Source organism: Salinivibrio sp. AR647, from assembly GCF_001995415.1.
In the GTDB taxonomy this organism is placed as follows: domain Bacteria; phylum Pseudomonadota; class Gammaproteobacteria; order Enterobacterales; family Vibrionaceae; genus Salinivibrio; species Salinivibrio costicola.
Map to the genome: position 1 here is coordinate 114039 of NZ_MUFE01000004.1, position 24341 is coordinate 138379.

The window sequence follows — 24341 nt, forward strand, 5'->3', positions numbered from 1 at the left end:
GGCTGAGTACTAACGAAATTCAACCATGGCGCCATCAAATAAATTTTTGACTAGCGCCACATACTCTTCTAAAAAGCCCACTTGCTCTGCCGTGACAGGTTGCTCCCATCGCCCGGCTAAGACTTCTTCCATATCTTCAACCACACGATCGGCTTCACGGAGTATGGTAAACCTTAACGCGGATGAGAGCCCAGGGTTTTGCTCACAAATGGTCATGATGTTAGAGGCGACGAGATCGTGCACGATATCTGCAATGGTTTCATCGCCAATGGCTTCACCGGGTTGCTCAAACACGGTGAGATTGAACGCAAAGTGCTCGATCAGTGCCTGATACCCGTCTGAATCTACTACCATGGTTACTTGTCCTTAGACTGTTCATATATCGCTATTGTATCGCGAACATCCGCGATGTGCGCCCCCAGAGGACGAAATTAGAAAGCGAGTCACGCTTCACAGCACATCACGTGCTTTATACTGTTTCCATGCACCTTATACGATTCGATGCATCTTGTACTATTCGATGCACCTTACATACGATTCCACACGCCTTATAGTATAAGATAGCATGCGCAATAACACGTACTGGCTTATTGCTCGTGTACATACAGTGGCAAAACTGTGAACGGTAAGCCTTTCTTGCTTATCCATGCCACACTTTACTCATGCAAACTGCTGACCCACTCTTCTTTGCAGTATAGCTTTGGTTTGCAGTGATGAAAATAAACCACACACTGAGCTGTTTTCACGGATACGCCCGAATCAATCGCTCACAAGGATGTAGGAAAAAACCATGAAGGTAAACCGTCCGCGCCCATTTAGTAAGAGCATTGTCAGCAAAATCGGATTAATCATGACGTTTATCACGCTGATGGTGCTCGGATTATCGGTTTCAAGCTATATCATGCAAGAGCGTGTCAATCGTGATGTAGAGCGCGCTACCCATCACGAAATTCCCAGCGCCATTATTACGATGCAGATGCTACGTTCGGTGAGCGACATGAATGCTAGCATGCTTAAATATGTCATGGGACGGCACGAATCGCTATCGGTGTTTCTAGAGAATCAACAAGACTTTGAAAACGCGCTAAAAGAACTAAAAACCATCAAACCCGATGAAAAAAAACAACTCGAAAAAGTCAGTCAACTCTACGAACGCTTTCAACGCATCGCACATCAAAAAGTATTAACCGAGTTTGATCCGGTGGCTGAGCAATGGGCACGCAAGCAATTGATGCGATTATCCATTGATGTCGCTCGCCCAATTGATAACCTCGTTGCCGAACTCAAAGCCACCCAGGAGTTAAAGCAACCCGACAACTTAGCGGTATTACAATACCTCGACGAGCTCGTCGATGAAAACGGCGATATGCTTACCGAGCTAAATCAGTATTTAGAAGGTCGCACGAGTAGCCGTCAATACTTTATGGAAGATATGGTTACCTTTGAGCAATATTTGTCATTAACACAGTTCGAGCTTAATGACCCTGCCTCACTCAAAAAAATTGCGCGATTAAACAATCACTTTACTAGCTTTAAGCGCAGCGGTATTGCCATTTTTAACAATTACCAACCGAACGCCAAAGTCGCTGCCATGAAGGCAGTTCGCACGCTCAGCGATCATGAGTATCATGCGCTAGAGAATGCACTTTCCCGTTTTGCACAAGGCACTGGTAATGAAGTTACCCGCTCAATGACCGACTTACAATCTATTCTTCATTCCAATCAATTGAATCTTGGCTATTTATTGTTATTTATTTTGTTTGTCAGTAGCGGCATGTATTGTTATATTTATCAGTCTTTTACTCAGCCAATCGCCGCGCTGGCAGATTCGACGCAGCGACTGGTCGCGGGTGACATGACACCACCGTCTAGTCATTTTCMAGATAGAACCGATGAAGTCGGAAAGATTGCGCAGAGCTTAGTGATATTCCGAGCCCACATTATCTCGCGCAACCAAGCACGTGAGCAGTTGATAGCAGAAAAGGAACGAGCTGAAAGTGCATCTCGGGTTAAAGCGCAGTTTCTTGCCACCATGAGCCATGAAATACGCACCCCCATGAACGGGGTCATCGGGATGTTGGATCTACTGCGTCGCTCTTCGCTAACCCAATCCCAACACGGGTTGCTGAGCACAGTAAGAGAATCAGCCCTTTCATTGCTTTCGATTATTAACGATATTCTTGATTTCTCCCGCACCGAATCAGGAAAACTGCAGCTGGAGCAGGTTACCTTTTCTCTCTCTGAAACGGTTGATCAAGTGATGGACACGGTGAGCCACAATGCCAAAAAACAAAATGTGACATTGTCACTATTTATTGATCCTGAACTGCCTGACTCACTGATTGGCGATCCTAACCGGCTTAAACAGGTCCTTTATAACCTTGTGGGCAATGCAATTAAGTTTTCTGGCAGTCACCGTGACAAGCTGGGAAAAGTCGATGTCAAAATCACACCGTTCGACACAGGCACACCGGAAAAAACAGGATTGAACGTCACAATAGCGGATAATGGTATAGGCATCAGCCCCGACAAATTAGACACCATATTTCAACCCTTTAACCAAGCAGAATCATCCACTACGCGTGAGTATGGTGGGTCCGGACTCGGCTTAGCGATTTGTAAAAATATTATCGATTTACTCGATGGTGAGATAACGGTTGAGAGTGAACAGGATAAAGGAACCGAATTTCAAGTTCGCTTAAGTTACACCACTGACAGATTGGGTGCACCTTATCCTGTGCCACTTAGTCGTGACGATATCGACACACTGTTTATTTACCTTGATTTACCCGATGGCGAGCTAAAACACGCCATCAACCTCTATCTCAATCATTTAGGTATTGCACATGCGACAGCCAATCCAAACGAGACGCTTACCCTGCAACAGGAGGCATCAAGTACGCCTGCGCTTGTCGCTGCCAGACATGTTCTCTTGATCACTCAGGACACAAGTGACGAGACGCGTTTTGATGCGCTTGGGGTGAAACACATCATTGCGCTACGAGAGAAGCTGTCACTGAATACCCATCCTAACAAATACCTGGTCGAGCTTTTTGCCTCACCGCTCACTTATCGCCGCTTAGTGCATGGGATCCGTGTGTGTTTAGGCTTAGACAGCCCAGAGGTTAGCATGTTGGGGGAATCTCTCGAGCTAAATGTTCTCCCTGATATGCAAGCAAGAGAGCGCCATGGCAAATCGATACGTGGACATATACTGGTTGCCGAAGACAACCCCACTAATCAACGCGTTTTGACACAACAACTCCATTATCTCGGTTATCACGTTGTGATGGTTGATGATGGTGAACAAGCATTGCAGGCTTACCAAAGCACGCGCTTTGATCTGGTCTTAACAGACTGCCATATGCCCAATAAAGATGGTTATGCACTCACAGCCGCATTGAGAGAGCAGCAGTCATCCACGGGATACGTCCCTATTATCGCTATTACTGCCAATGCACTCAGTGGTGAAGACGCACGTTGTTTTGCAGCGGGTATGGATGATTATATCACCAAGCCCATTGAGTTAGAGCAGCTCGAAAGCCGCTTAAGTCACTGGCTTCACCAAGGTTCTCATTCAACCGCCGACAAGGCGCAAGAGGAAACGTCTACCCTCTCTGTGCAACACGAGAGCTCGCCAACCGTTTTAGATTTAAGTGTTATCGAACGACTCTATGCCGGCCAGAAACACGCTTATCTTGATATCATTGCGATATTTCGCCGGCGCAGTTTGCCGAGCATCAACACGCTGAGCCAGTTAGCGCCGCCGTTTACAGATTGGCAAGATATCAAAGACACAGCACATAAACAGAAGTCCGCGACAGGCAGTATTGGCGCAACAGAATTGCATCAAGCGTGCCTTGACGCCGAACATGCTGCCAACACACAGGACACACAAGCACTTGTCAAAGCGTTAGCGCAGATGCAAACGGCGATCATACGTCTAACTCGTGCGCTCGACACGCTTGAGACTTAATGTGTCCAACATCAAAAATAGTGAATCGGTGTGATCCCTTATCCGAATATCTAGAAAATCGGTGTACAAACCTCGCGTTCCGGTGCCACACTCAAGGTAAGTATCAGCAACCAAAACGGTAGTGAATAATGAGAAAAACCAAAGTTGTCACCTCCGAGGACATCCTGCTCAAACTGTGTCAATCTGCCACAGCAGTGTTAACCAAAGCCACGGACTCTCCCGTGCATCATGCCGCAATGGTGCAAAAAATAGTCAAAACCAGTCTTAAGCCGGATATCGGGTGTTTTGTATTATTTGATGGCGGCTTTTCGGGACTCGTCGTGATTAACTTCTCCTCACAAGCGGCATTAGAGATTTATCGCAACTATATGCAGCATATGGGGATCCCCGAAGAAGAGCTTGCCACTCAACATACAGCGGATGAAGTCGGTGATGTACTTGGCGAACTGATGAACCAAATCATCGGTGACTTCACAGGCAAGATTAAGCGCTCAATTCAGACGTCTATCACGCAAAACCAGCCGAAGATGATGGCGGTGAACAAAAATATCTCCGTGTCTGTCGACAGCAATATTGATAAACCTCAAGCGCGCCGGGTCAGCTTTACCACCGAAAATAATCATATTTTTTATCTAGAACTCGCGATGGAACGCACTGAATTCATTCAGCTGCAAGATTTTGAAGAAGGCGAAGAAGTCGACCCGGATTCTATTTTAGAGGCAGAAACCGTGCGTCAGCTGGAAGGAAAACCTAACGATAAAAATGAAAAGAAAGACAATGGCAGTAACGACTTGTTAGATGAACTCGGGATCTGAGCACGAACGCCCATATAAATTAACATCGAACTTAAAAATCAGCGAGTTACGCCTCAATTCGTGAACAAGTAGCCATTATTGTTGCTTGTTCGCGACTTTTTGTGTTTTACCCACTTAATTTTCGACAAAAAACAAAATAACATTTCATCTTTTCCCGCTAACAATAATATTGAATTTATCGCTTTTGTTTCATATAAGTTACAACATTGATCACAACCTCCCCGCTCTATTACTCGTTCTTAATCGTCTATGAGTGGTTGAATTTTAGGACTTATTTTTCGTAGGTGAATAATTCTGGGTCATTTAGACTGCGCAACAAAATAATAAGGCTGGCAATGATCAGTCCATTACCCTACTGGGCACCCTGCCCACCCACAATCATTCGTGAAAAGGTCGATTCATGAGTCCAGAACACTACCTACTCGACTGGCAAACCAGTCAAACTCACTCTGAAACCATGTATCCGCTGTTGAGCCAGCTCTATCGCCAAAAAGGCGTAGAGATTCAACTCTTTGGCCGTCAGCTTATCAACGCTAGTACCATTGATATTATTAAAGCTCACCGCGTCGCACGTCGTTACACTGGCGACACATTAGCCCCGAGCCAAACTCTCCCTTTAATCGAAGCGATGGCTGAGCTCGACCTGGCCCCGAGTAAAATTGATATTGGCCAGCTGGCGTGGACGTACTGGCAATCACATGACAGTGAGCATGGGGTTACTGATTTTCTTCATAGCCAATTGAATCACTTAATCGGCACTGGCAACAGCGTAGAGCCCAAAGATGTGGTGCTTTATGGTTTTGGCCGTATTGGCCGGTTACTCGCACGTCTACTGGTTGAGAAAAGTGGGCCAGGCTATCCATTACGTTTACGTGCGATAGTGGTCCGTGGTGGCAAAGAAGGCGATTTGGAAAAACGCGCCAGCTTATTGCGTCGCGATTCGGTACACGGTCCATTTAATGGCAGCATTACTGTGGATGAGACCCGTAATGCTCTGATCGCCAATGGTAATTTCATTCAAGTCATTTATGCCAATAACCCCACTGAGGTCGACTATACCCAGTATGGCATTCACCATGCCTTAGTGGTCGATAATACGGGAATGTGGCGTGATGAAGAAGGACTCGGTCAGCATCTTGATAGCAAAGGGACAGACAAAGTCTTGCTAACCGCCCCAGGTAAGGGCGCGCTTAAAAATGTGGTGTTCGGTGTCAATCATGATGTCATTGGTCACGATGACAAAATTATCTCCGCCGCCAGTTGCACCACCAATGCGATTACCCCAGTGCTCAAAGCCATGCAGGATAAATTTGGCATTGATAGTGGTCATATTGAAACCGTCCATTCGTTTACCAATGATCAAAACTTAATAGACAACTACCACAAAGGCGATCGACGTGGTCGTTCAGCGTCACTCAACATGGTACTGACGTCGACGGGCGCAGCAAGCGCGGTAGCAAAAGCATTGCCGGCACTAAAAGGAAAACTCACTGGCAACTCAGTGCGTGTCCCAACCCCGAATGTCTCGATGGCGATTGCAAACCTCAACCTCAATCACGCCACCAACAAAGATGAAATCAACGCGTACCTGCAAGACGTCGCGCTCTACTCGCCGCTTTCAGGCCAAATCGATTATACCCAATCCACCGAACTCGTCTCGAGTGATTTGATTGGGTCTCGCTTTGCCGGCGTGGTAGATAGCCAAGCGACGATTGCCGAGGGTAACCGCTGCGTACTGTACATTTGGTATGACAACGAGTTTGGATACAGCTGTCAGGTCATCCATTGTATGGAGCAAATGATGGGGGTTCGCTATCCTGTGGTCCCTCAGCCGGAATCGTTATCATAAACAACACAGCGTTATCATAAACAACAAAAGGCCCATCAAGGGCCTTTTTTACGTGCGCGTTTTAGGTTTGACTAAGACGACTGGGTTGCCGTCAATGGTGATGCTTGGCTCACCGGCTTAATGAACGCATAGACTAAACCTGTCACCAAGGTACCGGCCGTAATGGCGGCGAGATAAAGCAAGACAGGGCTAATCGCATTTGGGATGAGCAAGACAAACAAGCCACCGTGCGGCGCCATTAATTTCGCGCCAATCAACATTGAGATCGCCCCCGTTAATGCGCCACCGGCAATACACGATGGAATAACACGCATCGGGTCTTTCGCTGCAAACGGAATCGCGCCTTCTGAAATAAAGCACAGTCCTAAAACGAATGACGCTTTACCTGCTTCTTGTTCGGCATCGTTAAACTTGCGTTTGGCAAGGAAAGTCGATAAACCCATTCCTAATGCCGGCACCATGCCTGCAGCCATAATGGCAGCCATTGGCATGTAGGTACCACTTTCAATCAATCCAACGCCAAACGTATACGCGGCTTTATTCACCGGGCCACCGAGATCAAAGCACATCATGGCGCCGAGTAACACGCCCAAGATGACGGCATTGGTTGAATTCATGCTTTGCAAGAAGGTTGTTAAACTTTCCATCGCCACCGAAACGGGGCCACCTACCACATAGATCATCACCAAACCGGTAAATAAACTGGCCAATAACGGGATCACCAATATGGGTTTGAGCGCCTCCATTGAAGCCGGTAAGCTGACTTTGTCCGCAACGAATTTAGCGCTGTAACCGGCAATGAAACCAGCCAGAATACCCCCTAAGAAACCCGCGCCTGTTGAGGCTGCAAGCATACCACCGATAAGCCCGGGTGCCAGGCCCGGACGATCCGCGATAGAAAAGGCAATAAAGCCCGCCAGTACCGGGACCATCAGCGCAAACGCGCTACCACCGCCAATTTCCATTAAGGCCGCTGCAAGCGTCCCTTCTTCTTTAAACGCCTCAATACCAAACACAAACGAGAGCGCAATGGCTAGCCCCCCGGCCACAACCAAAGGCAACATGTGTGACACCCCGGTCATAAGGTGTTTATAAACGCCATTCCGTTCACCTTGGTTTGCAGTGCTATTCGCGGTATTGGTTTGTCCGGCTTGGTGAACATGGGCGTTCGCCAAAGCATCATCCAAACTTTGTGCCGCTTTTTTCAACGCGCTCCCAGTACTGGTTTTATATAAACGTTTACCGGCAAAGCGACTGAGATCGACCTCAATATCCGCCGCGATAAAGACAAGATCCGCTTGTTCAATGTCTTGGTCAGTTAAGTTATTTTTTGCCCCCACCGAGCCACGTGTCWCGATCTTAACCTGATACCCTCTCGCCTTCGCGGCTTCTTCAATCGCTTCAGCGGCCATGAAGGTATGGGCAACGCCCGTCGGACAAGCCGTGATCCCGACAATACGAACCGGCTGTTTGTCACCACTTTCACTGGATACGGAAGCCTCATAAGGCTGGGCCTGATTCGATACCGCCGTCAACACGGCCTGTGCGTCCACCATGACTTCATCAAGGCTTGCCTGGTAAACAGGTTTACCATTAAAGCGCGCCGTCTCTTTCGGATCGCCAACGAGCAGCACGCGATCGGCGTGTTCTATCTCTGCGGCTGACAATACTTTTGTCGATTGGACACTCGACTGACACTCTATTTGTGCCGTCCATCCTTTTGCATCGACGGCTTGCTCGAGAAGCCCCGCCGCAATAACGGTATTGGCGACACCACTAGGGCATGCCGTAACAATGACCAGATTCATACCTTCTACCCCACTTATGGATTGGTTTTTATTGCGCATGCACTGACAACTCAACAGGCGACACGCTGATTTGTTCGGATAATTGATTCACGTTTTCATGATTGTTCACCCCCACTCCCACTTGAGTGACGGCAAGCGCCGATATGGCAACGGCTTGGCGAAGTGCCGTTTCTTTACTCAGCCCAGCTTGACAGCCAGAGACCAGACCCGCGACCAAGGAGTCCCCCGCACCAACGGTACTCACCACCTGCTGGGCCGGCGCTACGGCTTTTAACCAGCCTTGATGATCGCGCCACAATACCCCATCGACCCCACGCGAAATGACCACGTTAGCGATCCCTTGGTTAAAGAGCTGTTCACCACGCGCTAATAAAACAGATTGCTCATTACTGATAGATTCATTAAGACACTGTGCTAACTCCGCTTCATTGGGCTTAACCAACCAAGGCGTTGCATCAATGGCAGCACGAAGCGCGTGTTGACTGGTGTCGACGACCACTTTTTTGCCCGCTTCTCGCAAGGTGCTAATCCACATTACCAGCTGTTCAGTGGTAACACCTGGCGGTAAACTGCCCGCCAATACGATCCATTCATGGCTTGCTGCCAGTGCGTGCAAGGTCTCGGTCAACGCATCAATATGGGTCGGGTCTACCGCCATGCCGGGAAAATTTAAATCCGTTACCCGGCCTGTATTTTCTACCAGCTTGACATTGGTACGGCTTACCCCTGGCACGCGCAAAAAGTGATCGGCAACGCCCTGTTCAGCAAAAAGCTGGGAAAATGGGTCTTGATTGTCTGCACCGAGAAAGCCAGAGACCGACACAGTGGCCCCTAAATCGCTTAACACACGTGCAACATTGACGCCTTTTCCTGCAGGATGCAGGGTATAGTTTTGCACCAAGTTGACATCACCCGGTTGCAATACCCCGACACTTCCTGTCATATCGAGAGCTGGATTAAAGGTGACGGTTAAGATGGCACTCATGCGTGTTCTCCTAATCCGTCTTTAATGGCATTCCCGAGTGCAGAAATCGCCTGCGCTGCATCCGAACCTTGCGCGGTAAAGTGCAATTGATGACCATGTTTTACCCCTAGAGCAATCACTTTCATCAAGCTCTTCGCATTGACCGAATCTGATTGGGTCGACGCATTGGCAACTTGAATATCCGCATCAAATTTTTTCGCGGTGTTGACCAACATTGCCCCTGGACGTGCATGCAAACCATGCGTATTGGTGATGGTAAACGTACCGTTTTCACCTTCTTGATTCGCTTTATCGGTCGCTTTTTGACGTTCATCGGTCGACGCCATCTCTGGCGCTGGCGATGCCCCTGTTGACGTCTGGGGAATGCATGCGTTGACCAGCGCCTGTGGCGAGAGGTCAATACAGGTCGCCAATTGATCGTCGGTTTTCCACTGCGTTAAGGTTTTCAAGACAGGAAGATGGGCCGCATTATTCGCTGCTATACACCAAAGTGCATTGACAGACTGCGCGTGATGCGTCAATGACGTTGCTGGCATCACAACGGATACGCCTGTTTGTTCAACGCCTTGATTAATCCCAAGCAGCCAATGCCCTTGACCCAAATGAATAGGATTGCCTGCCACTAACTGGCTCACGCCCTCGTGATTGATACAATGATGGTTTTTGAGCAGGCCGGCTCCCACCGCTTGGAGGGTAGTCATGTCTGAAGCTGGAAAGCCGCTCAGTATCATCTCTGGTTTAAAGGTTAGGCTTTGTGCACCGGTTGTTTCACCATTGAGTATCGCAACGACCTCTTCAGCACGCTCAACCTTTTGCAATGCTTCCTCAACGCCCTCTTGAGATAGCACACGGGTTAACTGGCGTAGAATACTTAGGTGCTCATCAGACTTAGCGGCAATACCAATGGCCACATATGCAAGATTTCCGTCTCCCCAATCCACACCATCAGGGAAATGAAATACCTGCACCCCCGTTTGTTTAACCTGATCACGGGTATCGGTTGTGCCGTGTGGAATGGCAATCCCACTGCCCAAATAGGTACTGGTTTGTGCTTCTCGCGCTAACATGCCGTCTTGATAGCCGGCCTCTACCAGTCCTTTTTGCGTCAGCAAACCGGCAATGGCTTTAATCGCGTCTTGCTTGGAGGCAGCATGTTGCTGCATATGAATATCTTGTGCGTTAAGTGCCAGCATGAGGGCTTTCCTCTTATTTTAATGCCAAGTGCAAAGGGTCAATGCCAAGTGCAAAGGGTCAGTGCCAAGTGCACGGGTTAATCGTTGTTTGTCACGCCAGACCACGCTGTCATGACAGTATATCGGGATCAGGGATTGGTCTTCATTCACGTTACGTCAGACCCTGATAATGTTTTTTTGTGTACAGTCTTTCGCTGTACCATTTGGCTGAATCGTTTCAGCTTTTGGCGGCAATTACCCGCGTTATCGATGAAATGAATCTCATCGTTACTGTCGATTCATTCTAGCTACGATTATCGAAACACGACGCAATAAATAACATTCGTGTGATGGTGACGCGATTTACATCCAAAGCTGAAACCTTTCAGCTTTAAGGCTGAATCGTTTTAGCTTATAATGCAAGCCTATTATTGATCGGGTATGTGCAAACTTTGATCGCATTCACAAAGCCATCAATAACGATCGGCGCACTAAGGATTCGTTTATGAAGCTAGATGAAATAGCCCGCCTTGCTGGGGTGTCACGCACAACAGCCAGTTATGTGATTAATGGTAAAGCCGACCGTTACCGGATCAGCGAGCAAACACGTCAACGCGTGATGGCGGTGGTCGAGCAACATAATTATCAACCTAACCGCGCAGCGACGGCATTACGAGCAGGCACGACCCATACACTGGGCTTAGTGGTTCCGGATCTTGCTAATACCAGCTATGCAACGTTAGCCAAACTCTTTGAACGCAAAGCGCATGATCAGGGTTATCAGGTGATTATTACGGGATCAGACGACGATCCTGAGCGAGAAAAAACGGTTGCACAGACGCTAGTATCCAGAAAGATTGATGCCTTAATTGTGGCCTCTTGTTTACCGGCCGATAATGCCTTTTATCCGAAACTACAGCAGCAAGGCACCCCGATTATCGCGATTGACCGTGGCTTAGATGCCACACAATTTGCGAACGTTTTAACGGACGATGCGAAAGGGGCTTATCAGCTGACGGATCGCTTGATCAGCCCAACCGATGTCTATCAAGCTGGGTTAATCGGTGCAGTACCGGCTCTGGCGATATCTCAAGATCGTGAGCAAGGTTTTTTTCAGGCATTACACGCACAGCACGTCGAGGGACAAGTACGCTATGGCAATGCCTTTAGCCGTTCAGAAGGACAGCGATTAATGACCGAATGGATAGACGCTGGGGATTTACCCGATGCGCTTTTAACGACATCGTTTACCCTTTGCGAGGGTGTGCTGGATGCGATTCGTCAGACCGGCATCGCCCCCACAGCCCTGTATTTTGCCACTTTTGGTGATAGCCGTATTTTAGACTTTCTGCCTTTTGGTGTGCAGTCTTTGCCGCAGCAATTTGAAGCGATCAGTGATGCTGCCTTAAGCCTTGCGGTGTCTGCCGCTCAAGGCGATAACCAGCCTGGCGTGATTACCGTCGAGCGTCAGCCAATATGGCGCCCACATCAAACCCAGGCCTGGGTTGGCCTCAATTAATAGCCCGTCGCTTCCATAAACCCGCGGCCTGTTGCGCTTCCTTGCACGCGCACTGGCCCTTCCCAATACGGCACACTCAGCGCCATCCAACTTTGCGCATTGAGTGGCTGGGTAGTGATGTTAATTCCTTCGTCTGGCACTTGTATCTGCCAGGCTATCGGCAAACTGATCCCCTCGCGCATTTTGGCATGGCTAATAGGTAGCATCCGAATATCCGATTGCGCTAAGGCCACAATGCGCCCATTTGGATACGTTAATGAGCCAAACATAAAGGGCTGACTGCCTCGGATTTGGGTGACCATTAACGCGCGACCATCGTCTAAATTAAGCCCGAACCAATCCCACCCGCTTTGATCCGATGCCATCGCACCGCTAGACCATTCTTTATCGAACCACCCTTTTCCCGAAACGGGTATTGTCTCACCGTCGATGATAAGCTGACCTTCAATGGTCAATTGTGGCAGAGAAAAGTAATAAGACGCTGACGGCTCATTGGCATGGCGAATACTGTATCCTTGCTCGCCCTGTTTCACGCGCAAGCCACCGTCAGCCACCTGGAGTGCGAACCCCAATGTTGCATCCTTATCGGACCATGATGCACGGACTTGCGCCGGTAAAGGTTGATCGCCCCCCTGCCATTGCCAATCATCCAGCCAAGCCTGAAATGGTGACAGTGTCACGCCAGTCTGACCAATACCACCACGGGCAAAACGCTCGGCTTCCCACTGTTGATCGGCACGCGTAATAGCAACATGCGCCATATAAAGCTGCTGGTTTGCCCATCCTGTTTGGTGGCGAGGACTCAGCGCACGGCGAAATAGGGTCCATTGCACACCGTATTCTTGTCCCGCATTATCCGTCAGTGTGGCTGTCAAATACCACCATTCTGTGGCAAATGCAGGATGAGAGGCCATATCCTGCGGATAAAGAGGTGTATAATCAGGCGTAACAGCGGCAAAGCCATCTTGTTGGCCAAACACATCAAAGCCATCCGCTAAGTCGGTCGACGATGAAGACTGTTTTCCCAACCCAATCAATACCCCCAACACCATCACTCCGATTAAGCCAAACACTACACGGCCAATAGGGCTTAACTTTCGCTGACTTGATCTCACGGCGACTCTCCTATTGCGCATCACGTAACGACGCGGCGGCTGTCCGCTTAAGCATACGGTAAACCGGCCACGCCCCGGCCACCATCAAGGCGAGCATTGAAAGGCTAATGGTCGTTGCATACGTCATTGGGAAAAAATTCATAGTCATTGTCCAACCAAAGGACGCTTTGAGAACAACATGAATTAACATGCTCGCTAACACCAAGCCAAGCGGGATCGCGATAAGGGCACTGACTAACCCAAGGATCACCAATTGCCCGCCCCCAAGAGCAATGAGCTCTCGCCCTGATAGGCCCAAATAACGCAACAAGCTGTACTGGCGTTGCCGCGATAGCTCCGTGGCTAACGTTGCGAAAAACAAGCCGCTAATCGCCACGATCAACATCAACACACACAAGCTTTCGGTGACAGTAAACGTTCGATCAAAAATGCGCATGGCATAACGCATAATGTCGGCTTGATTTTGCACCTGACCATTGCTCAGGCTAAACCGTGTATTCATTTGATCAACAAAATGATCACTTGGAGCTTCTTTATCGAGTACCACCGCCAACGATGGGCGTCCTTGTGCTAGCCATTCGCCCGCCTCACTATGCGTTGAAACCACCAACTGTCCGTAAGGATTACCGTAATCGTAATAGATCCCTGCCACGTGCCAGCGTTCGCCCATCGGTGCGGGCAGATTAACCATTTCACCAACACTTACGTCAAATTTAGCGGCGAGTGATTCACTTAACAGTACCGCACGTTGCTGGTGTAATTGTGACCAATATTGGGGTTGGGCCGATTTGACGGCTAACGATTGCTTTTCTAGCGCTCGATCACCAACCGATAACACCTCAAGGCGTCCTTGGGGCGCGACCAACTCACGTCGATAAGTGGCCCAAAATTGCGACACGTCTTCTTGTTGTTCAAGCCAGGATTCGATTCTGGGTAGCAAAGCATTGCCGGGTCGAACATACACATCCGCGGCTAACCGTTGCTGCAGCCAAGTTTCGGTGCTGGTGCGAAAGCTCCCCACCATGGTTTCCATACCTATATGCGCAGAAACAGCAAGCATAAAGGCCATCGCGGCAACACCTCGGTAGCTTAAACTGGCCGCCGCATCGGTAAAGAACCAACGCCAACGTGCGCCCGCATAGCCGCGCGCCAAGGTATGAAACAACCAGCCACAGGCATAGGGCAACGCTAGGGCGGCACTTAACATGGTTAATGCGATCAGCGTAAAGCCTTGCCATTGGCTACTTTCCCAGTAAGACACGCCCCAAGCTGTTACGCCCAATAGTATCGCGATGATCGCTTGCACCGCATACTCTTGGTGTGTCCCTCGAATTAGTGTCATTCTTTGGGATAAGCGCCCCGGCGATGTGTTAAGTAAGCGCACCAGCGGCCAGGCTGATGCCATCATCGCCCCTAAGATCGCGAGCAACAGACTCGCCAATCCCCATTGCCATTGCCAATGCATCACCAAGTCAATATCAGCGCCATACAAGTCAGACAAGGTGGTAGCGACGGCAGGGAGTAATTGATTGGCGAGCATCAAGCCCAGCACATTGCCACTCATCACGCCAAGTACAACCCATGCGAGAATCTCAGCAAGCATAACCCCAGAGAGTTGACGTCCATCAACACCGAGTTGGCGTAGCGCCCCCACCAGCGGTTGCCGTTGTGTCATTGAAAGCGAAATCGCTTGGTAGAAAATAAACAGGCCCACCACAAAAGCCAGTAATCCCATGGCAAGCAAATTAAGATGGAAAGCACGGGTGAGCGGCCCTAACTGTGTGGCCTGTGTTTTGGTCAATGTCAGTGCAGGTGGTAAGACATTGCGAATCTGCTGGCGCTCCGCTTGCGTTAAAGACCCACACAGGATGTCGGCGATACCGGCGTGTGGGGACAAGGTACGTAGCAACGCCATATCGGCAACTAAATACGTCCCCATACTCAGGGCATCGTTGTCGAGTACTCGCAAGGGACCAATAGCTGGATAATCAAGCAGATCAATCATTTGCCCATCTTTCCAGCCTTTATGGTTCGCCATCGCCTCACCAACATAAACCGGATAAGGCGACGTGATTGCATTGACCGGTGATATCCCCTTGTTTTCACGGCCGTTATCACCGCCACGTTCAGCTAACAGCGGCAACATGGCAATGGTATCAACGCCCATAAGATTGAGATCATCAAGTGACGGTGTCACGACTTGCAAGCGATCAACAGGAACACACTGCGTTAAGCCTGCCCGGCGTAAATCAATATAAAACGCCTGCGGCACACGTTGGGTCCGCTGGGTATGATGAATGCTAAACGGGTAAGGATTACTAAACAGCTTGGCACCTTCCCGATAGCTTTGCTGGGCGTGTTGGTTAATCGATAACACGCCAACAAGCAGAGCGACCCCAAGGGTTAGCCCTAGCCATACCAGCAAAATCTGAAAAGGATGGCGGCGATAGTGCCCCCATAGTGCATTAGCGACGGGCCCGAACACTGAGCACGCCTCCTTGCAGCCCAATGCTGCCCTGTAAGTAGCTGGCAACCGTATCACTGTGCGTGACCAATAAAAGGCTCGAGCCTTGCTGACGTGTCAACGTGGTTAGCAAACGCATGACCGCATCCGCGTTGCGCTCGTCCAAGCTACCGGTAGGTTCGTCGGCCAACAATAATTTGGGGGCCATGTATAAAGCACGGGCGATCGCGGCACGCTGTTGCTGCCCGCCTGACACTTCTTCCGGGTATCGATTTAATAGCGGCATTAAATCAAGCTGAGAGACAATTTGCCGCCACAAATTCGCATCGTCTTTGAGCCCTTTTAACTGGCGACAAAAGCGGATGTTGTCGGCAATCGATAGCGTAGGAAGCAAGTTGAACTGCTGAAAGATAAGACCAATGTTCTGACGACGGAACTGAGTACGCGCTCGTTCGGTTAACGCGTGTAAAGGGGTATCATCCAGCCAGATCTCACCGCTGTCGGGTTTATCCAACCCAGCAATTAAGTTCAGTAAGGTACTCTTGCCTGAGCCGCTCTCTCCCATCAGCGCAAGCTGGCTGGTGGAAGACAGCGACATCGCCGCGCCTTGAAGCACAGGATGAAAATCGCCCCCGTCCTGATATCCCTTGCACAGCGCTTTAATTGCTAACATGCCAATGCACACCCTCATAGTGTTTTAAAACAGCAATAAACGAGAACTAGGTCACACTGTTTGACTAATTTGGCAATGTACCCCAATTAAGAGGCTGAGAAAAGGGCAAAACTAGGTAGACAGCTTCCCATTGCGTCTTCTTTTCAATCAACGGGCATCATCGACAAGATAGTTTAGCCATACGCCCGATTTAACTCGAATGACAGAGCCGACCCATTTAACGACTTCTTCTGTCGCCAATAACGCATAGACCCAATAAACCGGCCATTCAAACACCACGGCAGCAGCGAGCACCACGGGAATACCGATCAACCACTGCGCAACAAAGTCTTGCCCCAGACAGTAGCGCACATCACCACCGGCACGCAGCACACCGACGATCATCGCCATTGGGATGGTTTTAACCACAATCAGCGCACACATTGCCCAATAGAAATATTCAGTAATTTGTGCCGTTTCACCAGTCAATGCGGGGAAAAACCCCAAGACCCAAGGTTTAATCAGCAGCATCACTGCGGCAATAAAGACGCCTGCAATCAAATTAAACACCGCCACTTGCCATGCTTGATGATAGGCGGTGTCGGTTTGTTTAGCACCCAGGTTGTTCCCCACTAACACAGCGGCAGCATTGGCTGTGCCAATCAGAAAAGAGAGCGATAACGACTCAACCGGAGTGATCACCGCTATCGCGGCTAGCCCTGCTTCGTTCACATGACCAATAATGGCGTGGTAAATGAACAAGCCGGACGACCACATTAAAAAGTTAAACGCAGTCGGCAAAGAAAGCGCCAAGAAGCGTTTTACCGCCACCAATGAGAGCGAGGTGCGCCATTCAGCAAGGGAGAAGGCAACAAGGTGTTGGCGACGGTACAAATAGGTATACAAGGCGACAACTTCCACAATACCGCTAAGCACCGTTGCCACTGCGGCCCCTTTTGAGCCAAGCTCTGGYGCGCCGAAGTGACCAAAGATAAACACCCAGTTGAGTAGGATATTCACACTGATCCCCACGCCACTAAAAAAAGTGCTGATCCCCGGTTTATGCATGGCACGCAGCCCCGCCGCCAGCCCTGACACACTGGCCAAGCAAAACAGCGATAACCCCGCGATCTGCAAGTAGTCTTGCCCCAAGGCAATCACCGTTGGGTTATCACTGGCAAAGCCAATAATGACGTCCGCATAGACCCAAAAAACAAAGGCACTTAACGCCGCAGTGGCATTAGTTAGGGTCACGGTCAGCGCAATTTTTTCTCGAAACCCTTGCCTGTCGCCCGCGCCCCAGTATTGCGCGACCAACATAGAGCCACCGGTCATCGCCCCAAAAATTAACAGGGTGGAAACAAACATTGCTTTCCCTGCAATCCCAATCGCAGCGACATCAGCCTCACTTAACTGACCGACCATCAGGATGTCGACCAAACTGCGGCTGGAAAACATCATGGTTTGGAGGGCAATGGGAATGGCAATTAACAGTAAGCGTTTTAAAAACACCACATCAAAAAAAGGACGAGAAACAGCGCTCACAACAGACTCCAACCGATAAGGCAACGCGCCTAGTTTACGTGGCTTTCAAACAAGAAAAAACCGCCCTCAGACGGTTTCTCAATGCTCATCAGCGGTATTCTTTCACCATAGATTGCCGCGGCATCACCATTAAGCAATCCGCATGATTGTCGGGCCAAAGTCGATATTCAGCATGATATTTAACGATCGACTTATAGGCCGTGACTTTCGTGGGTGCCAGTTTGGCTTGATGCGCCCAATTCATTACATCAATTTCTGGTCCACGCACATAAATGCTAAGAGGATGAGCTAAGTGCCCTTCTGCATTGAATGCCGCCTGAGTTGCCTCAGGACATACCACCAGTGAATGCTGTCCTTCAGAGACAATCTTGACCTTTCGATCAATCGGCGTCTGGGTGTGCAGCATCCAACCCGCCTCGCGGGCACTATCAATCATCTGTTGTAATTGGGCGTGCTGGACCGGGCTTGCCGGCTCATCGACCGGAAACCACTGCGTATAGAGTTGCTGAATGTGTCGAAATTCGGCCTCTAATCCGGCTTGAGTGCCGGCACTACGGGCACGCTGCGTCCAACGTTGCAAATCCGCTTTTACGCTGTGGTGAAAACGCTGTTTCTTAATCGCTTGCGCCACCCAACGGCCTAAAAACACCTCGCGAGCGGCTGGCGCATCAACCACTTTTTTAGCATCGATGGCGGCAGCTAACTCATCGAAGGCTGCAGCCATAACGGTTTGGATGGTGATGACATAACTCATGGTTCTTTACGTGCTAGCGTCCAGTAGAAAACGGCAGAGAGTATCGCACAAATCGCGATGGCGCCAATCATCCCCCAAGGTGTTCCATCAGAGACCACGGCAACGCCTGCACCGACTAGGGATCCAATACCAAAACGCATGGTACCCGCCAATGATGATGCAGTACCTGCCATTTGTGGATAGCACGCCAGCAAGCACGCCATACTATTACTGCCGATGGTTGAAATCACACCGACATACGTCATCACCGGGATCACCGTGCCCCAAAGCCCCATGTCTAACCATTGAAAAACAGCAATGGCAATGCCCGCCACCAGCTGGATACCCAACCCGAGCCGCAGCATCCAATGTGATCCCATTTTGCGGACCAAGCGCCCATTGATAAACGTCATCACAATCAAGCAAACGATATTAAGCGCAAAAAGATAGCCAAACATCTGGGCGCTGACGCCATAGTAGTCGATATAGACGAACGAGCCCGCGGTTAAAAACGAGAACATCCCAGCAAACGAGAACCCAGAACAAAAGATCATCCCTACCGCAAAGGGGGTTTTTAGCATGCGGGCATAGTTACGCAACGAGGCACCAATCCGCATGGGCGGACGGTTTTCTCGCGGTAACGTTTCGGGGATCCGAAAAATAATGCACAAGGTCACAAAGCAGGCCCATCCTGCCAGGACCCAAAAAATCGCACGCCAGTCAAACCAAGTCAGCAGATAACCGCCAATCATTGGCGCTGCCAAAGGTGCAATCGTCATCACCAACGTAATAAACGACATGGTACGCGCAAACTCTTCGCGCTCGAACATATCGCGCACCAAGGCTTGAATGATCACCGCCGCCGCTGCACCGGCAAAGCCTTGTGTGGTACGCGCAATCATTAATACATCAATATCTTGGGCCATCGCACTGACCACAGCGCAGATAAAAAAGAGCGCAACGCCACCAAGCATCACAGGTTTACGGCCATAACTGTCCGAAATTGGGCCGTGGAAAAGCTGTCCAATCGCAAAGCCAGCGGTATAGGCCACCAGCGTCGACTTTACCGCGCTACTGGGCGCGTTTAAATCCGCGGCAATGGCCGGCATGGCGGGCAAATACATATCGATCGCCAATGGGGTCAATGCAGCAATGGCCCCAAGCACCAGGATTAACAGCCAACTTAACTGCGCTGGGGACGACGTAACAGCCGATGATTGCGACATAACACTCCTTAACGTAAAAGACAGGAAAAAGGGAAATAACGTGAGATTGGTCAAAGTGTAACAATTTATTATTGCGTAGTGGGAAAGAATGTCTTTCTTTTCATCACCAATCTTTAACACCAGTCTTTAAAATCAATGTTCAAAACCCGCTTAAAAAATGACCTCGCTCACATTGAAAAAGCACAGCGAGAACTGTGCTTTCGGGTCGATCGTTGCCCTAGGTGAGATCTAAGGTGTCACACTTAATTATGCCAACAAGGCAATTTCTTCATCGGTGAGAGGGCGATATTCGCCAGGCTCGAGCGTGTCATCGAGCTCAAGCGCACCCACAGATTCGCGATGCAAAGCGTCTACTTTGTTACCGACTGCGGCAAACATACGTTTCACTTGATGATATTTACCCTCTTGAATCGTCAATAAGGCTTCATACTCACCCACCTGCTCGAGCTTAGCGGGCAATGTCGCTTGCTGCTCACTGCGTAACATCACACCCTGCTCAAACTGACTCGCCGTATCTTCACTGATCGGATCGGCTAACCACACCCGGTACGTTTTTGTACACTGATGCTTGGGTGACGTGATACGGTGAGACCATTGGCCGTCGTCGGTCAGTAACAATAAGCCTGTTGTGTCTGCATCCAGGCGACCCGCTATATGCAGCTTTTCTGCGTTCACTTCATCGAGCAAAACAAATATCGTGGGATTAAAGGCATCTTCGTGTGAACACACCACGCCCGCAGGTTTATGCATCATAAAGTAGCGTGGGCCAGACAAGGTTAACGATCGTCCCTCAAATTGCACATCCGCGGTTTTACCGACTTTGATGGCGCCAGATTTTACGATCTCACCATCGATGGTGACGCTTTCACTTTTCAGCACTCGGCCAGCTTGCTTTCGTGTTACCCCTAGGGTTTCACATAAAAATTTATCTATCCGCATATTACCATTCATTACACCTATATTTGCGACGATTATACGTCACATCGCCACGAAGACACAGATCAAGTTTCGCTAGATTTGGCGGCAAAACTGAAAGCAATAAGATACACTCACTCTCATTGTCGGTGACATGCGTTAGTCATAATGCAAGCACTACCAAACGCTTTTTGTTGAGACGCCGAGTCTGTCACATCGTGCTAATCGAAAAACGCACCGAGATTGAGCCTACCGGCTTGGCGAGTATGATACGGTCGTCTTGACCAATCAGTGATAAAAAGGAAACACCATGATTGTCTCTCTTCGCCGCCCCGACGTCGATACCCTGGAAACCTTATTCACACTCTCGCGCGAACAACATGAGCATGAGGCCTTGCCGTTTGATCGCGAGCCGGTGGTTTCTACCTTTAACACACTATTGTCACAACCCGAGCGTGGCGATGTATTTCTGATTGATGTTGAGCACGAAGGAAGAACGGATACGATCGGGTTTATCGTCTTAGCCTATAGTTTTAGTGTCGAAAATGGCGGCAGCGTCGGTGTGATCGATCAGTTTTTCATTCAACAAACCTGGCGCCGTCAAGGCGTGGGTTCGCAAGTGATCCCTGAGGTAGAAAAGCAAGCCAAAACAAGGCAGTGTGTGGCCGTGATTTTAGAAATGAACATTGGTAACAAAGGCGCTCGCCTGTTTTACGAGCAGTTTGATTACCAACCACGCCGTCAGCATTGTATTTTCACGAAACGGCTATAATGGACCGTGATTTATCGGTTAGGGATAAATTTATCGGTTGGGTATAAATAGTCTGTACCTGAGCGAACAAGTCAGTAAACTAAACGGCCTCACTTAGGCCGTTTTTTGATTATGTATACCTTACGTCCGTACCAGTCTGACGCTGTTAAAGCCGTCCTGCACTATTTTCGCCGTCATACATCGCCTGCCGTTGCCGTTCTGCCCACGGGCGCCGGGAAAAGTTTGGTAATCGCCGAATTAGCGCGTATTGCCAAAGGCCGAGTTCTGGTCTTAGCGCATGTTAAAGAGCTTGTCGAGCAGAACCACGCCAAGTATGAAGGCTATGGGCTCACCGGCGGTATTTTCTCCGCTGGTTTAGGACGTAAGGAATCAAATGAAAAGGTCGTGTTCGCCTCGGTACAATCGGTCGTGCGCAACCTCGACGCCTTTGCCGACCAATTCTCGCTACTGGTGATCGACGAGTGCCACCGCGTTCCTGACAACGAAGACAGCAGTTATCGTCGTGTTATTCAGCACCTACAACATGTCAATCCCGGCCTAAAAGTACTCGGGTTAACCGCTACGCCGTATCGGTTGGGGCAAGGTTGGATTTATCAGTACCACACCAGTGGTAAGGTCCGCACCACTGACACCCGTTTTTTTCGCGATTGCGTTTTCGAACTGCCCATAAGCCATCTTTTGGATGAAGGGTTTTTAACCCCGGCCCATGTTCTGGATGCACCGCTTCTTAGCTATGATTTTTCACAAGTCTCACGCACTGCCAGCGGCTACTACCGTGACGCGGATCTCGATAAGGTCGTCGCCAATGCCCCGCGTGCCACCCCGCAAATTGTCGAACAAATCCTTGAGTATGCGCGCCCGCGCCAAGGGGTGATGATTTTCGCTGCGACTGTCAACCATGCCAAAGAAATCATCACCTATCTTCCTAAAGACAGCGCCGCGCTGATCATCGGCGACACCCCTGGTCTTGAACGAGATCGTCTTATAGAGGCGTTTAAACGAAAAGCACTGAAATACTTGGTCAATGTCTCCGTTCTCACCACGGGGTTTGATGCCCCTCATGTGGACTTAATTGCAATATTACGTCCCACGGAATCAGTGAGCCTTTATCAGCAAATAGCCGGTCGTGGATTGCGATTAGCGCCCGGAAAAAAAGACTGTCTTATCCTTGATTATGCCGGCAATGTTTACGACCTGTATCAGCCCGAAATTGGTATGCCTAAACCCGATAGCGACAGCGAGTTAGTCACCATTCCTTGCCCTGCGTGCGGGTTTAACAATAGCTTTTGGGGCAAACTGGATGACAACGGCTTTTTGCTTGAGCATTACGGTCGCCAATGCCAAGGGTATTTTGAAGACGAGACCGGGGAGCGTGAAATCTGCGGCTATCGGTTTCGCGCTAAATTTTGCGATGAATGCGGCACCGATAACGATATTGCCGCCCGCCGCTGCCACCAATGCGACGCGCCGTTAATCGATCCAGATAAAAAACTGCGTGAGGCACTCAAACTCAAAGACGCGCTTGTGGTGGCGTGTGCCGATATGACCCTCACAGCGGGCAAAAACCGCTACCAAAAACCGCAGTTAAAAGTGACCTATCACACCAACGATGGCAACGATTTACACGAAGTCTGGCCACTTGCGACCAAGAAACAGAAACACGACTTTTTAGCGCGGTTTGTTCGCCCACATTTAGTCGATCGCCATCGTCCCTTCACCGATACCGCGCCCACTAAAGTGACAGCGTCACAACATCGATTTCGTCCGCCTGATTTTGTCATTGCACGCAAACAAGGCCGTTTTTGGCATCTGCGCCAGAAGATCTTTGATGTCGATAGTTTTATTAGCCAAGACAGATTGCAGGCGATGTTGGCACAAAGTCGTGGGCAAGCCTTTGCAGAAGCCGACTAACACGCGCAAGCAGGCCTTCTGCGCACCGATGACGCTTGTTTTCGCGCGCAACCAGTGCTACTATCCGCGCTCGTTTTTGGGTACTGAGTTAGGTCGCTACGCTCAGTGCTATTTTTTCACTCTAAAGAGAGTTATTAATTATGTTTAAATTCGAAGCTGAAGTACGTACAGAAAAGGGTAAAGGTGCGAGCCGCCGCCTACGTCATCAGAAAAAATTCCCTGCGATTGTTTACGGTGGCAACCAAGAGCCTGTATCTATCGCACTGAACCACCCTGTTGTGGTTAACCAAATGGATAAGCCTGAATTCTACGAAGGCATCATCCTGGTTATTGATGGCCAAGAAGTAAAAGTGAAGCCACAAGACATCCAACGTCACCCGTTCAAGCCAAAAGTTGAACACATGGACTTCATCCGCATCTAATCGCTGTGTCGATAAAGATGGAATGAGATCAGGCGTCCTCAGGGGCGCCTTTTTTGTGTTTAAACATTATAAGTAGCACGCTTTGCGTAACAAGCACTCCGGCCGAAGTCTTCGCTGGGATATTAGCTGTCATCAAACAGCGAAGGCTGATGTGGAAGAGTTTCCGGCTCTAAGGCGGTTTCCTGTGTCTGTTGGCGTTTGGCACGCATAATGCGCAAATAACGCTGGTGGCATAAGCGAACCACATTGCGCTTTTGCTCGTTGGTAAAGTCATACCAATAAAAGCGCTCATCGCGACTGCGAAAGCACCCTTTGCAGTAACCTTTGTTATTGACCTGACAGATGCCTTTGCACGGACTCGGCACCTCGAAGAAATCGAGCTGTTCCACGTCATCCTCCCTGCTGATTCTTTCATTCAAGCGGGTGGCAGACACAATTGCAAGTCGCGCGTTAAAAACTGCC

19 protein-coding genes are annotated in these 24341 nt (G+C 49.5%); 7 read left to right on the plus strand and 12 right to left on the minus strand.

Translation table 11 applies throughout. The features are described 5' to 3' along the window. Window positions 1-9 precede the first annotated feature (9 nt). Window positions 10-354: a DUF3802 family protein gene (locus BZG76_RS06255; RefSeq protein WP_021023245.1), complete on the minus strand. Its 345-nt coding sequence runs from the start codon at window positions 352-354 to the stop codon at window positions 10-12. Between the two features lie 436 nt (window positions 355-790). Here BZG76_RS06255 and BZG76_RS06260 point away from each other — a divergent pair, with 436 nt between their 5' ends. The 3 genes from BZG76_RS06260 to BZG76_RS06270 all read left to right on the plus strand — a co-directional run bounded on the left by BZG76_RS06260 (window position 791) and on the right by BZG76_RS06270 (window position 6640). Then, on the plus strand, window positions 791-3976 hold the full coding sequence (locus tag BZG76_RS06260; RefSeq protein WP_077460574.1) for a hybrid sensor histidine kinase/response regulator: 3186 nt from the start codon (window positions 791-793) through the stop codon (window positions 3974-3976). Between the two features lie 128 nt (window positions 3977-4104). After that, window positions 4105-4791 carry a DUF3334 family protein gene (locus BZG76_RS06265; RefSeq protein WP_077460575.1) on the plus strand — a complete coding sequence of 229 codons (687 nt, stop codon included), beginning with the start codon at window positions 4105-4107 and terminating at the stop codon, window positions 4789-4791. A 400-nt stretch (window positions 4792-5191) separates the two neighbouring features. Further along, window positions 5192-6640 (plus strand): glyceraldehyde-3-phosphate dehydrogenase, encoded by a 1449-nt coding sequence (locus BZG76_RS06270; RefSeq protein WP_077460576.1) that lies wholly within the window; start codon window positions 5192-5194, stop codon window positions 6638-6640. 71 nt (window positions 6641-6711) lie between these two features. On the opposite strand, the gene fruA is transcribed toward BZG76_RS06270, so the two are convergent. The 3 genes from fruA to fruB are packed head-to-tail and all read right to left on the minus strand — an operon-like array spanning window position 6712 to window position 10626. Continuing rightward, complete coding sequence (fruA, locus tag BZG76_RS06275; protein ID WP_083733041.1) at window positions 6712-8448, minus strand: PTS fructose transporter subunit IIBC; 1737 nt, start codon at window positions 8446-8448, stop codon at window positions 6712-6714. 28 nt (window positions 8449-8476) lie between these two features. Next, complete coding sequence (gene pfkB, locus BZG76_RS06280; RefSeq protein ID WP_077460578.1) at window positions 8477-9433, minus strand: 1-phosphofructokinase; 957 nt, start codon at window positions 9431-9433, stop codon at window positions 8477-8479. Continuing rightward, window positions 9430-10626 (minus strand): fused PTS fructose transporter subunit IIA/HPr protein, encoded by a 1197-nt coding sequence (gene fruB, locus BZG76_RS06285; RefSeq protein WP_077460579.1) that lies wholly within the window; start codon window positions 10624-10626, stop codon window positions 9430-9432. The genes pfkB and fruB overlap by 4 nt, the downstream gene beginning before the upstream one ends. 484 nt (window positions 10627-11110) lie before the next feature. On the opposite strand from fruB, the gene cra reads away from it, so the two are divergent. Then, window positions 11111-12124 carry a catabolite repressor/activator gene (gene cra, locus BZG76_RS06290; RefSeq protein ID WP_077460580.1) on the plus strand — a complete coding sequence of 338 codons (1014 nt, stop codon included), beginning with the start codon at window positions 11111-11113 and terminating at the stop codon, window positions 12122-12124. On the opposite strand, the gene BZG76_RS06295 is transcribed toward cra, so the two are convergent. From BZG76_RS06295 to rsuA, 7 genes are all read right to left on the minus strand, one after another. Then, window positions 12121-13239 (minus strand): lipocalin-like domain-containing protein, encoded by a 1119-nt coding sequence (locus BZG76_RS06295; protein ID WP_198532302.1) that lies wholly within the window; start codon window positions 13237-13239, stop codon window positions 12121-12123. The two genes, cra and BZG76_RS06295, sit on opposite strands and share 4 nt — an antisense overlap. Before the next feature lie 10 nt (window positions 13240-13249). Beyond that, window positions 13250-15724, minus strand: a complete 2475-nt coding sequence (locus BZG76_RS06300) for an FtsX-like permease family protein (RefSeq protein ID WP_077460582.1) — start codon at window positions 15722-15724, stop codon at window positions 13250-13252. Further along, entirely contained in the window at window positions 15705-16376 is a 672-nt protein-coding gene (locus BZG76_RS06305; protein ID WP_021023255.1) for an ABC transporter ATP-binding protein, read from the minus strand. Before BZG76_RS06305 ends, BZG76_RS06300 begins: the two co-directional genes overlap by 20 nt. Window positions 16377-16523: 147 nt before the next feature. After that, window positions 16524-17900: an MATE family efflux transporter gene (locus BZG76_RS06310; protein WP_021023256.1), complete on the minus strand. Its 1377-nt coding sequence runs from the start codon at window positions 17898-17900 to the stop codon at window positions 16524-16526. A gap of 88 nt (window positions 17901-17988) precedes the next feature. Further along, window positions 17989-18654 carry a DUF2913 family protein gene (locus tag BZG76_RS06315; RefSeq protein ID WP_077460583.1) on the minus strand — a complete coding sequence of 222 codons (666 nt, stop codon included), beginning with the start codon at window positions 18652-18654 and terminating at the stop codon, window positions 17989-17991. Continuing rightward, on the minus strand, window positions 18651-19859 hold the full coding sequence (locus BZG76_RS06320; protein ID WP_077460584.1) for a Bcr/CflA family multidrug efflux MFS transporter: 1209 nt from the start codon (window positions 19857-19859) through the stop codon (window positions 18651-18653). Before BZG76_RS06320 ends, BZG76_RS06315 begins: the two co-directional genes overlap by 4 nt. Window positions 19860-20105: 246 nt before the next feature. After that, a complete protein-coding gene (rsuA, locus tag BZG76_RS06325; protein WP_077460585.1) occupies window positions 20106-20798 on the minus strand; it encodes a 16S rRNA pseudouridine(516) synthase RsuA in 693 nt (230 codons plus the stop codon). A 286-nt stretch (window positions 20799-21084) separates the two neighbouring features. Here rsuA and BZG76_RS06330 point away from each other — a divergent pair, with 286 nt between their 5' ends. The 3 genes from BZG76_RS06330 (at window position 21085) to rplY (ending at window position 23879) form a co-directional block, all read left to right on the plus strand. Beyond that, complete coding sequence (locus BZG76_RS06330) at window positions 21085-21546, plus strand: GNAT family N-acetyltransferase (RefSeq protein WP_077460586.1); 462 nt, start codon at window positions 21085-21087, stop codon at window positions 21544-21546. A gap of 111 nt (window positions 21547-21657) precedes the next feature. After that, window positions 21658-23457, plus strand: a complete 1800-nt coding sequence (locus BZG76_RS06335) for a DEAD/DEAH box helicase (protein ID WP_077460587.1) — start codon at window positions 21658-21660, stop codon at window positions 23455-23457. Between the two features lie 140 nt (window positions 23458-23597). Next, window positions 23598-23879, plus strand: coding sequence for a 50S ribosomal protein L25 (gene rplY, locus BZG76_RS06340; RefSeq protein WP_021023262.1), 282 nt, complete (start codon window positions 23598-23600; stop codon window positions 23877-23879). Window positions 23880-24001: 122 nt separating this feature from the next. Here rplY and BZG76_RS06345 read toward each other — a convergent pair whose 3' ends face one another. Next, the gene (locus BZG76_RS06345; protein WP_021023263.1) at window positions 24002-24268 is read right to left on the minus strand and encodes a DUF1289 domain-containing protein; all 267 of its coding nucleotides are present in this window, start codon (window positions 24266-24268) and stop codon (window positions 24002-24004) included. Window positions 24269-24341 lie beyond the last annotated feature (73 nt).

What these genes read in the sequence shown, in the direction of transcription:
- BZG76_RS06320 (WP_077460584.1), bottom strand. Translation starts at nt 19,859, where the DNA reads ATGTCGCAATCATCGGCTGTTACGTCGTCCCCAGCGCAGTTAAGTTGG.
- cra (WP_077460580.1), top strand. Translation starts at nt 11,111, where the DNA reads ATGAAGCTAGATGAAATAGCCCGCCTTGCTGGGGTGTCACGCACAACA.
- BZG76_RS06265 (WP_077460575.1), top strand. Translation starts at nt 4,105, where the DNA reads ATGAGAAAAACCAAAGTTGTCACCTCCGAGGACATCCTGCTCAAACTG.
- BZG76_RS06330 (WP_077460586.1), top strand. Translation starts at nt 21,085, where the DNA reads ATGATTGTCTCTCTTCGCCGCCCCGACGTCGATACCCTGGAAACCTTA.
- BZG76_RS06335 (WP_077460587.1), top strand. Translation starts at nt 21,658, where the DNA reads ATGTATACCTTACGTCCGTACCAGTCTGACGCTGTTAAAGCCGTCCTG.
- BZG76_RS06305 (WP_021023255.1), bottom strand. Translation starts at nt 16,376, where the DNA reads ATGTTAGCAATTAAAGCGCTGTGCAAGGGATATCAGGACGGGGGCGAT.
- rsuA (WP_077460585.1), bottom strand. Translation starts at nt 20,798, where the DNA reads ATGCGGATAGATAAATTTTTATGTGAAACCCTAGGGGTAACACGAAAG.
- BZG76_RS06315 (WP_077460583.1), bottom strand. Translation starts at nt 18,654, where the DNA reads ATGAGTTATGTCATCACCATCCAAACCGTTATGGCTGCAGCCTTCGAT.
- BZG76_RS06255 (WP_021023245.1), bottom strand. Translation starts at nt 354, where the DNA reads ATGGTAGTAGATTCAGACGGGTATCAGGCACTGATCGAGCACTTTGCG.
- rplY (WP_021023262.1), top strand. Translation starts at nt 23,598, where the DNA reads ATGTTTAAATTCGAAGCTGAAGTACGTACAGAAAAGGGTAAAGGTGCG.
- pfkB (WP_077460578.1), bottom strand. Translation starts at nt 9,433, where the DNA reads ATGAGTGCCATCTTAACCGTCACCTTTAATCCAGCTCTCGATATGACA.
- BZG76_RS06270 (WP_077460576.1), top strand. Translation starts at nt 5,192, where the DNA reads ATGAGTCCAGAACACTACCTACTCGACTGGCAAACCAGTCAAACTCAC.
- fruB (WP_077460579.1), bottom strand. Translation starts at nt 10,626, where the DNA reads ATGCTGGCACTTAACGCACAAGATATTCATATGCAGCAACATGCTGCC.